The organism is Ruegeria sp. PrR005, from assembly GCF_010500245.1.
Classification (GTDB): Bacteria; Pseudomonadota; Alphaproteobacteria; order Rhodobacterales; family Rhodobacteraceae; genus Ruegeria_B; species Ruegeria_B marisflavi.
Map to the genome: position 1 here is coordinate 29095 of NZ_JAAGOX010000010.1, position 13746 is coordinate 42840.

The following is a 13746-nucleotide window of genomic DNA, read 5'->3' on the forward strand; positions in this document are numbered from 1 at the left end:
TGTGTAGCGGAGTGTGCGCTATATATAACCGTATGGTTACTTGGAGGGGAGGAGAGGCATGCAGCCTGACATCAAGGTTAAATTCGGGCGCGTCGATCTGGAGGTGACCCCCTTCGGCTTCGGCACGGCGCCGATCGGCAATATTTTTCGCGAGATTGACGAAGCGACGTCTGACGCAATGATCCAAGAGGCCTGGGCACAGGGCGTTCGCTACTTCGATACGGCGCCCATGTATGGGCATGGCCTGTCCGAATTGCGCGCCGGCCACTCGTTGCGCTGGAAAAACCGTGACGATTTCGTGCTTTCGTCAAAGGTGGGGCGCATACTCAAGCCCGCGCGCAAGGCGGATATCGACTATGCCCCCTGGACCAATGCCGGTCGCTTCACGATGCATTTCGACTATAGCTATGATGGCACGATGCGCAGCTTTGAGGACAGCCTTCAGCGGCTGAACATCGAGCGGATGGACATCTGTTTCATCCACGATATTGACGTTTTCACACGTGGCGCTGATCAGCCCGAGGTCTTCAAACAGGCCATGGATGGCGCTTGGAAAGCTTTGTCCGACCTACGCGATCAGGGAGTGGTCAAGGCCATCGGTGTCGGAGTGAATGAATGGGAAGTATGCCACGCGGCCCTGCAACAGCGTGACTTCGACTGTTTCCTGCTGGCCGGACGCTACACTCTGATGGAACAGGACGCGCTGAATGAGTTTCTGCCGCTTTGTGAAGAACGTGGTGCGGCCGTGGTCGTGGGTGGCGGGTTCAATTCGGGAATCCTCGCCACAGGGGCGAAAGAGGGCGCAAAATACAACTATGCCCCTGCCCCGGATGACATCATGACCAAAGTCCGAAGGATTGAGGCAGTCTGCGCAGAACACGACGTGCCGCTACCGGCGGCCGCGCTGCAATTTGTGGTGGCGCACCCGGCTGTCCCGACGTTCATGGCCGGGACCCGGACGGTTGAGCAGTTGCAGCAAAACCTGCATTGGTTCAGCCACCCGATACCGGATCAGTTCTGGACGGATCTGAAAGCCAAGGGGTTACTTCGCGAAGACGCCCCAACACCTTGAGCCTCCTTAACCGGGGCCAAGCCGCTATGGCTTGGCCGATCCTCATGTTGGGAACGTGATAGAATCTGGATCGCACCGGGTGGCAATCGCCTTCACAACTCTATGTCGCAGACAAAGACACCGTCAGCGCCGCCTTCAAGACAGGCGACGATATCGGCTCCGATGGTCTGATGCTCTTGATCGACCAGATAGGCATCACGCACTTTGGCATCTCGAAAATCAAACCAGAACATGTCCAGGAACCCACGCACCAAGGGTTCTTCAACCGAAATGTTGGCACGATGGTCAAATCCCTGGATACCGTCGATCCGCAAAGCGAGACCGGCAAGCCGCTGATAGAGGGCGTCTTTTTGGCCTGCGCTGATACCTTCGCGGAACCGTAGATGAACGAGGTGTCGGATCATTGGTCTTTCCCTTTTCTGGTGAAATCAGGCGGGCGCCTTTCCTGGAACGCGGCGACCCCTTCACGCAGGTCGGTACTGGCCGCCGCGATGTGTCCTGCAAAGGATTCCAGCACGCGTTCGCGCTCTTCGCCTTCGGCGGCGTTGAGCAACATCTTTGTCAACTCCGTGGCCAGGGGGCTGCGTTGGAGCACGGCCTTAGCGACGTCCTTTGCGGCGTTCAGCGCTTCGCCTGGGCCTACGACCTTGTCTACCACCCCCATTGCCAGCGCGCTTTCGGCGGTCAGGATTTCGCCAAACAAGGCCATGCGGCGCACGGCCTGCTGGCCAAACCGGCGGACCGCCCGTTGGGTCCCGGACCAGCCCGCGATAATCCCCAATCCGGCCTCGGGTTGCCCGAATTTCACTTGCTCTTCAGCCATCCGGTAGTCAGCACAGGCTGCCAGCTCTAACCCGCCGCCAAAAGCGTGGCCATTGATCGCGGCAATAACCGGTTGCCGCAGACGGGCGAGGCGATCAAGACTGTCGTGGCCATCGCGGACCCAGTGGCGGGCAAAGGTCAAGGGTGTCTGATCGCTCCAAGCCGCTATGTCACCTCCCGCGCAAAAAGAAGTGCCCGTGCCCGTCAGGATCAGTACGTCGATGTCATCGCGGCGCTCGATCTCGTGGCACAAACCCCCGAGCCGGTCCATCATTTCCGCGTCAAACGCATTGCGCTTGGTTTCCCGTTGGATCCGCAAGACACCGACGCGATCCTGGACGTCGAGAGAGAACGCGCCGTCTTGTGTCATGAGTCTGCCAGCTCAAGCCGCATTGCATCCGGCTTGAACAATCGAGCATCCATGGTCTTCAGGTTGTCAGAAACTTTCAACGGGGCCGCCGCCTGGTCCAGCACATCCTTCCGAAGTTCCAGCCCAGGGGCGATCTCGGTCACGACCAGCTCTCCCTCCAGCAGCCGGATCACACAGCGTTCAGTCACATAGGTGACATCCTGGCCCAGCTCCAGCGCCCGCGTCCCCGAGAACGACACCTGATCGACCTCGTCGACGAACTTTGCAACTTTGCCTTCGGCTTCGATGACCAATCGGCCATCTTCAATCCGCATCTTGGCACCTGCATTGAAGTTTCCCGAGAAAACGATCTTTCGCGCCCGTGCCGTGATGTCCACGAACCCCCCGGCACCCGCCGTCCGGTGCGGCACGCCACGCAGCCGGGAGACATTGACCGAGCCATCGCGGCCGACTTCCAGGAAAGACAACAGGGATGCGTCGAACCCACCAGCCTGGAAATACGTGAATTGATGCGGAGACGCGACAAAGGCTTCGGCATTGGCCGCGCAGCCGAATTTGAAATCCAACAGCGGCACACCGCCAACCGCGCCCTGCTCAATCATCCAGGTCACAGCGCCATGCAGACCCTCTTCGACAAGAATGCGCGGTACATTGGCAGAGATGCCAAAGCCGATGTTGACAGCCCAGCCGACCCGCATTTCCTGTGCGACCCGGCGGGCGATGACCTTGCCCACATTGAACTCGGCATTCCTGAACGTGTACAGCGGCCGGATCAACTCGCCTGAAATCGCGGGATCGTACTGTGTGGCGGTTGTCTGGAGTTGCTCCGGCGCTTCTACGACAAAATCAACGAGTATCCCCGGAACGCGAACGTCATGCGGGCGGATTGATCCGTTTTGCGCTACACGCTTGACCTGCGCAATCACCAGGCCACCGGCATTCCGCGCCGCCAATGCCATTTCCATCGCTCCCAGATACGCGCCTTCGTGCTCGAAGCTCAGGTTGCCGCGCTCATCCGCTGTTGTGGCCCGGATAACGGCGACATCGGGTCGAATCGCAGGAAAGAACAACCAGTCTTCGCCTTCGAAGTCGCGATGGAACACGATCGGATCCTTGCGGGCCGCGTCGTTCATGGCGCAGGCTTCCAGATCCGGGTCGACAAAGGTCTTCAAGCCGACCTTCGTCAACACGCCGGGCCGCCGTGCCGCGCCTTCGCGCAGGATGTCGAACACGATCCCGGACGGAACGTTATAGGCTTTCACCTGCCCCGCCGCAATCATCTGCCAGATCTTAGGAGGCTCGGCCGTTGTCGGCCCCGAAGGGTAGGACCCGCCAATGATCTTTGTCAGCAAACCCGGTCTGGCGATATGGTCGACGCCTGGCGTGCCGAACATATCGCCCGCCGCAATCGGGTGAATCGATGTCAGGTTGCGCGGAGACCCTTCGGCCTGAAAACGTGCACCCAAGGCTGCCAGGACCGCATCCGGGCAACACAGGCCACTGGACGCGTTCACGGCGATGATGCAATCGTCCTTGATGTGGCGAACAGCCTCCTCTGGGGTTGCGATCTTGGACATCTCCGGTTGCCTCTTTGTAACTAACTGGTTATTTGTAATATGCAGACAAGTTCCGTTTCAATCAAGACCGATGTTTCCGCTAGATTGTTTGCGAAGGCTTCGGCACACTACAGGGAGAGCACTCGGTGACAATCTATTTCGAAAAAACCTATCAGCGCAGTTTCGGAACCTTTCCCTTGAAAGGCCGCGACCTGCACGATGCCATCCATGCCGCCGCCAAGGTTGGCTATCGCGCGTTCGACACCGCACAAATGTACGAAAACGAAGCCGAGACCGGAGCGGCACTCAAATCCACGGGATTACCGCGCGAAGAGCTGTGCATCACGACCAAGGTGGACATTGCCAATTTCAGCGAGGAGAAGTTTCTTCCTTCCGTGGAGGAGAGTCTTCGCAAGCTTCAGGTCGAACAGGCTGATGTGCTGCTGCTGCACTGGCCGACACCAGGCGGCGATATCAAACTGTCGCTTGAGCTATTACAGAAAGCGCATGATCAAGGGCTGGCCAAACACATCGGGGTTTCCAACTACACAGCCCAGATGATGCGTGACGCCAAGTCCATCGTCGAAGCCCCGATTGTAACAAACCAGGTCGAGTTTCACCCCTTGCTTGACCAGGATAAGCTTTTGGCGGCAGCGAACGAAACCGGTATTCCGCTGGCCTCCTATTGTTCCGTCGCACGTGGCGAGGTGTTCAAACACGCGATCTTTGACGAAATTGGCGTCACGTATGGCAAGACTGCCGCGCAGGTCGTCTTGCGCTGGATCCTTCAAAAAGGCGTCAGCATCAACACAATGTCGACCAAGCCGGCAAACATCCAGGCCAATTTCGACGTGATGGATTTCACATTGTCCTCCATCGACATGGACCGCATCGAAGGGATGACAAAGACCGGATATCGGATCGTCGGGAGGGATCTTGTGCCCTACGCCCCTGACTTTGACTGACAAAGAAGGGGCGGCACACGCGCCGCCCCAGTGCTGACAGGGAGGAGGAGTGTCAGCGGTTGCCGCGCACCAGGTCAGCCGCCTTTTCACCGATCATGATTGTGGGGGCGTTGGTGTTCGAACCTACAAGGCTGGGCATGACCGAGCTGTCGCAGATCCGCAAACCGTCTATCCCACGTACCCTTAGCTGCGAGTCCACCACAGCCATCGGGTCACTATCCGCTCCCATTTTGCAGGTGCAGGTCGGGTGATAGGATGTGCGCCCGTATTGGCGGGCATAAGCTTCGTAGTCGGCCTGAGTTCTTACGTTCTCATCCGGAAAACGGATCTTGCGAATGCGCTTTTGCAGAGCGGCCTGTTCAAAGATCTCGCGGCTGATCTTGACCCCTTCGACGGAAGTTTTCAGGTCATCGGGGTGGCCCAGGAAGTTGGGGTCGACGATCGGCAGCGCCGCGGGGTCCGCAGAACGCAGCTTGACCGTACCCCGGGCCTTGGGACGCAGTGTATAGCTGTTCAGCGTGATCCCTGACGAGCCTTTCGGCACGCTTGGCACACCGGCTTCGGCCCCGGCACCGGCGAGGAAGTGAAATTGCAGGTCGGGGATTGCCTGATCCCGGTCAGCATACCAGAATGCGCCGCCTTCGACGACATTTGACGTCACCGGCCCGCTGCCAAACAGGTAGTACTGAGCCCCCGCCCAAACCATCCAATGCAGCTTGTTATACTTGTCGAGGCTATGGTGTCCGGTCAGTTCCGCAACGATGTCGATACCGAAATGATCGTTCAGGTTCTCACCAACGCCGGGCAGATCCTGGACGACCTGAATGGAATGTTCGCGCAGATGATCAGCGGGACCCAACCCGGACAGCATCATCAGCTTAGGCGTTCCGATCGCACCCGAGGTGATCAACACTTCTGTGCTGGCCCGGGCGGAGAGGCGCCCCGATTTATCGGAAAAATCAACGCCGATGGCGCGGCCCTTTTCAATCACCACCCGATGCACCAGACAGCCGGTCCTGACCGTCAAGTTGGGCCGTGCCGATGCCGGTCGCAGATATCCCACCGCTGCGGAACAACGTTTACCGTTCCGTGTCGTGGTTTGATAAACTCCTGCACCCTGTTGCACGGGACCGTTGAAATCCGGGTTATGGGGAATGCCGCGTTGCTGGCAGGCCTGCACGAATGCCCGAGTCATAGGTTGCGGTTCCGGTACGTTGGATACGCCTAGTTCACCATCGGTGCCGTGCCAGTCACCAGCCAAAAAGGTGTTACCCTCGGAGCGCAGGAAATACTTCTGGATCTCGGGGAAGGACCACCCGTCACACCCCTCGTCCCGCGCCCACCGGTCATAGTCGGCCGGGTTGCCGCGTGTGAAAACCTCGGCATTGATCGAAGAGCCGCCGCCGATCACCCGTGCCTGGGCATAGGGGATTTCCCGGTTGTTCGCGTGTTTTTGTGGCGCAGTCACCAGCCCCCAGGTGTGCGGGCCAGTCGTCATCTTTGCAAAACCGACAGGCATGTGGATCAGGGGATGCCAATCCTTGCCCCCCGCCTCTAACAGAAGCACGCGACAGGAACTGTCCTCGGTCAGGCGGTTGGCCAGAACACAACCCGATGACCCGCCTCCGACAATAATGTAATCGTATCCGTCGGCCATGATGCCCCCCTTTACGCGATCCAAGGTGTACGTTTGCCGATCTCGATATGAACTGACTTAATCTGGGTGTATTCTTCGACGCCGTACATGCCCGCCTCGCGGCCCCAGCCGGATTGTTTGAACCCACCAAGCGGCAATTCCGGTCCGCCCGCAAGTGTCGTATTGACCCAGAAACGACCGGCCTGTACCCGCCGCGTTACCATCAGCGCCTTGTCAATGTTCTTGGTCCAGACCGATGCCGCCAACCCGTATTCGGTGTCATTTGCAATCTTGATGGCCTCGTCCACCGTGTCGAACGGCATGATCGTCAGAACCGGCCCGAAAATCTCTTCCCGCGCGATCGACATCTCGGCAGTGACGTCGGCAAACAAGGTTGGCGCGATGTATCGGCCGCGCCCAAAATCCATCTGTTCGCCCCCACAGATCAGCCGGGCGCCTTCGGTTCTCCCCTTTTCGATGTAGGCCATGATCGTGCGGTTCTGCGCATCGGTGGTGATCGCCCCGATTTGCGTGGCCTCGTCCAGCGGATCGCCCACGACGACCTTGGCGAACTTGTCCCGCACCATTTGTGAGAACTTTTCCGCGACTGTGCGCTCCACGATCAGCCTTGATCCCGACACGCAGCATTGTCCGGTGTTAAACCCGATCCCAAAGGCCACGCCGTCGGCAGCATCTTCCAGATCCGCATCGGCAAACACAATCTGGGGGTTCTTGCCCCCCAGTTCCAGCCCCAGTTTCTTGAAGTTGCTGCGCCCGGCGGCCTCGACGACACGGCGCCCCACGGCAGTGGAGCCGGTGAACGACAGCATGTCAACTCGCGGATGTTCGATTAGCGCCTGACCGATGGTGGACCCCGATCCGGTGACCACGTTCATGCAACCGTGTGGCAGACCGGCCTCGGTCAGGATCTCGGCCAGGATCAGCGTGGTGGCACTGGTAACCTCGGATGGCTTCGCGACGATCGTGCAGCCGGATGCAAGGATATAGGGAACCCGTTCGCACAGGATCAGGAAAGGGAAATTCCATGGCGTGATGATGCCCACCACACCCACCGGCTCGCGCGTGACAAGACCGAGCATCCCGTCGCCCAGGTTGTTGAAACTGTCGCCGTGCAAGGATCGGGCCAGGCCGCTGGCATATTCAAACATGTCCGCACAACCCGCCACTTCAGCCCGTGCCTGGGAAATCGGCTTGCCGTTCTCCAGCGTCTCAAAATACGCAATTTCCTTGGCGCGTTCGCGGATCAACGCCCCGGCGCGCAACAACACGGCCGCCCGCGCCTGCCCGTTCAGACCAGACCAGCGCCGGTCGTCAAAAGCCGCTCGGGCGGAGTCCACCGCCATGTCCAGATCTTCCTCCGTGCATTTAGGAATGCGCGTCACAGGGACATCATGGCCCGGAGAGTTCCGGCTGAAGACCTCGCGCGAGCCGGCTGGAACATAGGCGCCGTCGACAAAGAACCCGAATTCGCGCGGGTTTGTCGGCAATGACAGTCGTGTGCTGCTTTTGTCCATTTCGCTCTCTCCTTTGGCCGATTGGTCCTGCACGGACATTAGCGCTGGTCTCATGCGTCAGGTCGCCATAACGATTTGCGTTTTTAGATCTTTCGGGCGATCCGAGATCGTTTCAAAGGCCGCCTGAATATCGGTCAGCGGATACGTGGCACGGGTGAATGGCTTGGTTCGGATACGGCCATGTACAAGCAGGGTCAGCGCGTCATGCATGTCTTGTCCCATTCCGGCGACTGATCCCTTGACGGAGTTCTCATGCAGGATCGTCTCCAGGATCGGCAACGCCAGCCTCTCGTCTACCCCTGTCAGACCAAAGGCGGCCAGATGTCCGCCCTTGCGCATCAACCGCAATGCAGTCTTGTACAGCGTGGGGTTCCCTACGCTTTCGATAACGATATCGGCACCGCGGCCTTCAGTTGCATCCATGACGGTTTGGTGCAGCTGGGCGGGATCGGTCACGCCGATGTCGGCACCGCATTCGAGGGCCATGGCGACACGGTCCTCGGACAGATCGGCGACGATAATCGGCGCGGCGCCGATGGTCCGCAACAATTGCACATGCAGGTTCCCGACCGGTCCGGCACCGATGACCACAACAGATTGTCCAAAGGTGACCCGTGCCTTGCGCGCCGCCCGCACGACACAGGCCAGCGGTTCGGTCAGGACCAGAACCTCGAACGGGATGGCGTCAGGCGCAGGGATTACAAGCCGTGCTGGCACCACGATATATTCAGCAAAGGCGCCGTCCATCGTGATTCCCATCTGCCGCATATCCGGGCAATTGAGAACCTCGTTTCGGCGGCACCAGAAACAGTGACCACAGCCGACGTTCATGTCGACCACGGCCTTGCCACCCAGCTGAAAACCCGTCACGCCGGACGCCACCGCCGCGATTGTTCCGGTAAACTCGTGGCCTGGGATCAATGGAAGGCTGTCTGCCGCGTAGTGACCGTTGAAAATATGCAGGTCCGTTCCGCAAACCCCGACTTGCGCAATCTTGATCAATACCTCGCCTTGACCGGGCTGCGGAATGGGGCGCTCTTCCACCTCGAACCGTCCTGGTTTCACTAGAATAGCGGCGCGCATCATTTCACGATCCGCATCTTTGAGCGGTCGATCGTCATGGCGATGGCGACAATCAGGATGACGCCAAAGATCATCTGCTGCATTGTCGCGTCGACTTCGAGATAAACCATCGCCGAGCGGATCACGACAACAATGAGCGTGCCCACCAGCGTGTTGATGACCCCACCGACCCCTCCGGTCAGAGGGGTGCCGCCAACAAGCACCGCCACAATGGCAAGGATCAGGAAACCGTTGGCTAGGTTGGCGTCGCCCCCGGACAGTTTGACCGAGAACATCAATCCGGCAATCGCGGCAAAGGTGCCTGAAAGCGCAAAGGCCAGGATCTTGATCTGGTCCACTTTCAAGCCCGAGGCCACCGCCGCCAATTCGCCAGATCCGACCGCCTTGAGCGCGCGGCCGAATGTGGTTCGGGATTGCAGGAACCACGCAAGGGCAAGCAACAGTCCCGCAATGACCAACTCATGGGGAATGCCAACGGTGTTTCCGAACATCCAACCGAAACTCGCATCACGAGCGTCGGCGTTCATCGAAAGCGCCCGCTCGCCCGACAGGAACCGGGCACCGGACAGCGCGATGAACCCCATGGCGAGGGTCGCTACAAAAGACGGCACAAACTGGCGGGTCGTGATCCAACCCGAAGCGGCCCCGATCACAAAACCGGCACCAATGCACAGAAACGCAACAAAGATCCCGTATTGCACCAGGTAAACCGTAGCGACCACAGTGACCAGATTGGCGACCTGCTGCATCGACAGGTCGATGCCCCCGATGTAGATCGCGAATGTCATTCCCAAGGCCATGATGAAAAGCGGCACGATATCCGCCACCAGTTGCACAAGGCTTGCCGGGTTCAAAAAGGAGGGGTTGAGCGCCCCGACCAGCAGCACCAGCACCGCCAAGGTGATCCAGGGAAAATACGGTTTCAGATTTTCGATCGACATATCCGATTTCCTCAGATCATGTGATGAACAAGGTCAAAGGGAGAGGGTTTGCCGCCCGGAGACCCGTCAAATCGTTTCTGTATTTCGCCATCTTTGAGAACGAGGATCGTGTGGCTGAGTCCAATGGCTTCTTCCAAAGTGTCGGCGACCAGGACGATACCCGCGCCGTCGTCGCACATCTCGCGGATCATGTCGTAGACATCTTCCTTGGCTCCGATATCCAGCCCGCGTGTCGGGTGATCGAGCAGGAAGATGTCAGACCCGCCTGACCGCCACTTGGCCAGAACAACCTTTTGCTGGTTGCCGCCGGACAATCCTCCGCAATCCTTGTAGACATCCGGGGTCTTGATCGAGAGACGCTTGATCCAGTTTTCGGCCAGGGCCTTTTCCTCGCGGATGCGCAAGACCCCGTGCGACGCATATTTGCCCATCTGGCTGAGTGTCATGTTCTCATAGACGTTCATGCCATTGACGATGCCTTCGACCTTACGTTCGCGCGGCACATAACCGACGCCTCGCGCGACCGCTTCTTGTGCAGTGGCGCGATGAAAGGGATTTCCCTTGATCGCGACCGCCCCGGTGCTTGGCCTTTCCAGGCCAAAAATCGTCCGTAAAACGGCTTCGCGCCCGGACCCTTCTGTGCCAACAAGGCACAACACCTCTCCCGGGTGCAGATCGAATGAGACGTCGCGGTATTTTCCGGCAACGCTCACGCGGTCGAACCGGACCAGCGTTTTGCCGCTGTCATAGGGGTGTTGCTTCTGTTCGCGATAGTATTGCTTGTCGACTTCGCGTCCCACCATCTTGTGCTGGATCGCGTCGATGTTTGCCTGGCCATGCTCTACGACATCGACAACTTCACCATCCTTCATCACATAAATCCGGTCAGACAGTTCCAGTACCTCGTCCATGCGATGCGAGACGAAGATGAACGACGCCCGACTGGTCAATTCGCGCACCAGCGAGAAGAGAAGTTCAACCTCTTCCTTGGCCAGGACCGACGTCGGCTCGTCCAGCAGGATCACCAGATCGCCGTCGATGCGTTCTTCCAGGGTCAGCACCTTGGCCAGCTCCACAAGCTGGCGCTGTGCAAAGGACAGTTTCGATGTCACTGTAGAAGGATCGATATCCAGTTTCACTTTTCGCAACTGGTGCCGGGCCGCCTTTGCCATGGCTGTCCAGTTGATCACGCCAAACCGGACAAATTGCTGCTCGAACCCCAGAAAGATGTTCTCCATCACCGTCAGGTTTGTAATCAGGGACTGCTCTTGGAAAACCATCCCGATGCCGTGATCCATTGCCTGGCGCGGGTTCTGGAAACGAACGGCCTTGCCGTCGATTGTCACGGTGCCGCTATCAGGCTGGTAGGCGCCGTAGATTACCTTCATCAAAGTGGACTTGCCCGCGCCGTTTTCCCCGACGAGTCCAACGATCTCGCCGCGTCCGATCTTGAAATCCACGGCCTTGAGTGCGTGAACGCCCGGGAACTTCTTGTCGACCTTGTTCAGCTGGTACATCGCTCTGCCCCTATTTCACAAAGCTGATGGATTTGCGGTCGGTCGACAGGATGACGGCGAGGATCACGAGAATGCCCAGCACCCCGTCCTGAACGTAACCGGGCAGCCCGATCACCACCATTCCATTGCCGATGACAAAGACGATCAACACGCCCACCAAGGTATTCCAAACCCCGCCGATACCGCCCCACAAGGCAGTGCCACCAACAACCACCGCTGTGACGGACAGGAACATGAAGTCGTTGCCGGTTGCGGTTTCCGCGATCCCGATGCGACCCACGGCCAGCAGCGCGCCAACGGCAAAGAAAACGCCCGCAACCGTATATCCCAGAACGCGGACCCGGCTCACGTTCAGGCCCGATGCGATGGCCAGGTCCTCGCCACCACCAACCGCATAGAAATTACGTCCCAGCGTGGTGCGAGTCTGAATGAACCAGGCGATCAACAGAAAGACCCCAGCCACATAGACCATCAGAGGGAATCCGAGAACGCGCTCGGTAAGAAGGGACCGGAACAACTCGTCCTCGATACGAATTCGATCGCCGCCAGTCATCACCATGGCCAGCCCCGTGCCGACAAAACCCATCGCCAGCGACGCCATGAAAGACGGGATCTTGAGCTTGACGTGGATCAGCCCGTTGACAAAGCCGAGAGCCGCGCCGACGAGCATCGCGAAGGGCAATGCCAACCAGGCCCAACTGGCCAAGGTGCCACCCAGCCACAGAAAGCAAAATGCAAAGGAGACCGCACATACGGACACGGTGCCTTCCATCGACAGGTCGATCGAACCCATGATAATGACGAATGTTACGCCGGTGGCCACCATGAGCGCAGGCGAGGCAGCAATCAGGATTCGCGCAAAATTTCGGGTCGACAGAAACCGTGGTTCGATCGCCGCGAAGAAGCCGCAGAGCACGATCAGAACCAGAAGCGGGGCCCATTTCACCAGAGTTTCACGTCCAATGCCGACCCAGGTGCCCGCTTTGTCGGCTGTCTGTATTGTGGCCAAGGTGCTTCCTCCCAAAGCGCTCTCGCGTCACCGTGCCGGCAACGAACGGCTGGCTGAACCAGCCGGGCGTGGGGCCCGGCCGGCCAATCCTCTGATCACTTGTAGACGATGGGTCCGTTCGACGGCCCCCAGAAATCCGTCCAGTCATAGGTCGGCACGCTGTCCAGGTAGCTTGCCTTGAATTCCAATGCGTCGTCCGGCCGGACCATGATTGTCGGGCCATAGAACTCGCGGTGCTCGTTCGGTTCTTCGGACGGTTTGAAGCTGCCGATGGCCGCGTGATACGCAAGAGCCGCGGTGATACCGCCACCCCAATGCGGGTTGGTAAAGACCGTGGCGAGAATCTTGCGTTCGGCGACCAGCTGGACCGCCTGCGGGTTGCCATCGTAGGACACGATGGGCATGTCCTCGATGCCTTCTGCGCGCAACGCTTCGAGCACGCCATAAGCGATGGTGTCGTTGGCGCAATGCACCCCGGTGATCTCGTCACCATAGCGGGTGAGAAAGGCGCTCATCACCTGATTGGCTTTCTGGGTGTCCCAGTCTGCTGGCTCGGCCGCCAGAAGCTCGACGTCGGGATAATCCTTGAGCGCGTTCTTCAGACCGTTCAGACGTTCAATGGCCGGGTTGTTGGAGGCGATGCCACCCAAATGAACCACGCCACCCTTGCCGCCCATCGCCTCCAGAAGAATGCGCGCCGTCTGTTCCGCCGGGCCTTCATCCGACCAGCTCATATGGCTGACATAGTTGTCGCCGAAATCCCAGGGATGAAGATCGTCGGTCTTGTTCCACAGCGTCGATACATAGGCACCGGCTGCGGCTACGGCCTCGACGACGGGGCGCGCGTTCGGGGCGTCATTGGTGTCGATGGCCAGCGCCAGGTTGCCGCCTGTCTTGGCAAGCACAGCCTTGACATCAGCCAGCGATTTCTCGGACGAGCCCTCGTTGATCAGATGCGTCAGTGCGTCCTTGGTCATCCCAAGGCTTTGCACGAATGCTTCGCCACCAGATACGATTTCGTTCCAGTACGGGTTGGTTCGGTTGCGATAAGACCAGGCGATGGTCGGATCGGTCAGCGCCGCCCGCGCCATGCCGGGCCCCAAGGCTCCAATGGCGGCAACGCTGCCAAGACCGCAGGCGGAGGCGAACAGAAAGTTTCGCCGGCTTATTTTCTCTTTTTCGATGAAGTCCTTGATGAACGTAGACATTGGTTTCCTCCCATTGTCGGCGTGAAGCCGGG

At 59.0% G+C, this 13746-nt stretch carries 12 protein-coding genes; 2 read left to right on the forward strand and 10 right to left on the reverse strand.

Annotation, left to right across the window (positions count from 1 at the left end):
- The first annotated feature begins 58 nt into the window (after positions 1 to 58).
- Positions 59 to 1072 carry an aldo/keto reductase gene (locus G0P99_RS06260; protein ID WP_164128538.1) on the forward strand — a complete coding sequence of 338 codons (1014 nt, stop codon included), beginning with the start codon at positions 59 to 61 and terminating at the stop codon, positions 1070 to 1072.
- A 92-nt stretch (positions 1073 to 1164) separates the two neighbouring features.
- On the opposite strand, the gene G0P99_RS06265 is transcribed toward G0P99_RS06260, so the two are convergent.
- The 3 genes from G0P99_RS06265 to G0P99_RS06275 are packed head-to-tail and all read right to left on the reverse strand — an operon-like array spanning position 1165 to position 3841.
- Positions 1165 to 1476, reverse strand: a complete 312-nt coding sequence (locus G0P99_RS06265) for a Dabb family protein (protein WP_164128539.1) — start codon at positions 1474 to 1476, stop codon at positions 1165 to 1167.
- Complete coding sequence (locus tag G0P99_RS06270) at positions 1473 to 2264, reverse strand: enoyl-CoA hydratase/isomerase family protein (RefSeq protein ID WP_164128540.1); 792 nt, start codon at positions 2262 to 2264, stop codon at positions 1473 to 1475. Before G0P99_RS06270 ends, G0P99_RS06265 begins: the two co-directional genes overlap by 4 nt.
- The gene (locus tag G0P99_RS06275) at positions 2261 to 3841 is read right to left on the reverse strand and encodes an acyl CoA:acetate/3-ketoacid CoA transferase (RefSeq protein ID WP_164128541.1); all 1581 of its coding nucleotides are present in this window, start codon (positions 3839 to 3841) and stop codon (positions 2261 to 2263) included. Before G0P99_RS06275 ends, G0P99_RS06270 begins: the two co-directional genes overlap by 4 nt.
- Before the next feature lie 125 nt (positions 3842 to 3966).
- Between G0P99_RS06275 and G0P99_RS06280 the strand changes: the two genes are divergently transcribed.
- On the forward strand, positions 3967 to 4785 hold the full coding sequence (locus tag G0P99_RS06280) for an aldo/keto reductase (RefSeq protein ID WP_164128542.1): 819 nt from the start codon (positions 3967 to 3969) through the stop codon (positions 4783 to 4785).
- 52 nt (positions 4786 to 4837) lie between these two features.
- On the opposite strand, the gene G0P99_RS06285 is transcribed toward G0P99_RS06280, so the two are convergent.
- The 7 genes from G0P99_RS06285 to G0P99_RS06315 all read right to left on the reverse strand — a co-directional run bounded on the left by G0P99_RS06285 (position 4838) and on the right by G0P99_RS06315 (position 13714).
- On the reverse strand, positions 4838 to 6442 hold the full coding sequence (locus tag G0P99_RS06285) for a GMC family oxidoreductase (RefSeq protein ID WP_164128543.1): 1605 nt from the start codon (positions 6440 to 6442) through the stop codon (positions 4838 to 4840).
- A gap of 11 nt (positions 6443 to 6453) precedes the next feature.
- Positions 6454 to 7956 (reverse strand): aldehyde dehydrogenase family protein, encoded by a 1503-nt coding sequence (locus tag G0P99_RS06290; protein ID WP_203582996.1) that lies wholly within the window; start codon positions 7954 to 7956, stop codon positions 6454 to 6456.
- A gap of 57 nt (positions 7957 to 8013) precedes the next feature.
- Positions 8014 to 9042 carry a zinc-binding dehydrogenase gene (locus G0P99_RS06295; protein ID WP_164128544.1) on the reverse strand — a complete coding sequence of 343 codons (1029 nt, stop codon included), beginning with the start codon at positions 9040 to 9042 and terminating at the stop codon, positions 8014 to 8016.
- Positions 9039 to 9980, reverse strand: coding sequence for an ABC transporter permease (locus G0P99_RS06300; RefSeq protein ID WP_164128545.1), 942 nt, complete (start codon positions 9978 to 9980; stop codon positions 9039 to 9041). Before G0P99_RS06300 ends, G0P99_RS06295 begins: the two co-directional genes overlap by 4 nt.
- An 11-nt stretch (positions 9981 to 9991) precedes the next feature.
- Positions 9992 to 11497 (reverse strand): sugar ABC transporter ATP-binding protein, encoded by a 1506-nt coding sequence (locus G0P99_RS06305; protein ID WP_164128546.1) that lies wholly within the window; start codon positions 11495 to 11497, stop codon positions 9992 to 9994.
- 10 nt (positions 11498 to 11507) lie between these two features.
- Complete coding sequence (locus tag G0P99_RS06310; protein WP_203582997.1) at positions 11508 to 12506, reverse strand: ABC transporter permease; 999 nt, start codon at positions 12504 to 12506, stop codon at positions 11508 to 11510.
- A 95-nt stretch (positions 12507 to 12601) separates the two neighbouring features.
- Positions 12602 to 13714, reverse strand: coding sequence for a sugar ABC transporter substrate-binding protein (locus G0P99_RS06315; RefSeq protein ID WP_164128547.1), 1113 nt, complete (start codon positions 13712 to 13714; stop codon positions 12602 to 12604).
- Positions 13715 to 13746 lie beyond the last annotated feature (32 nt).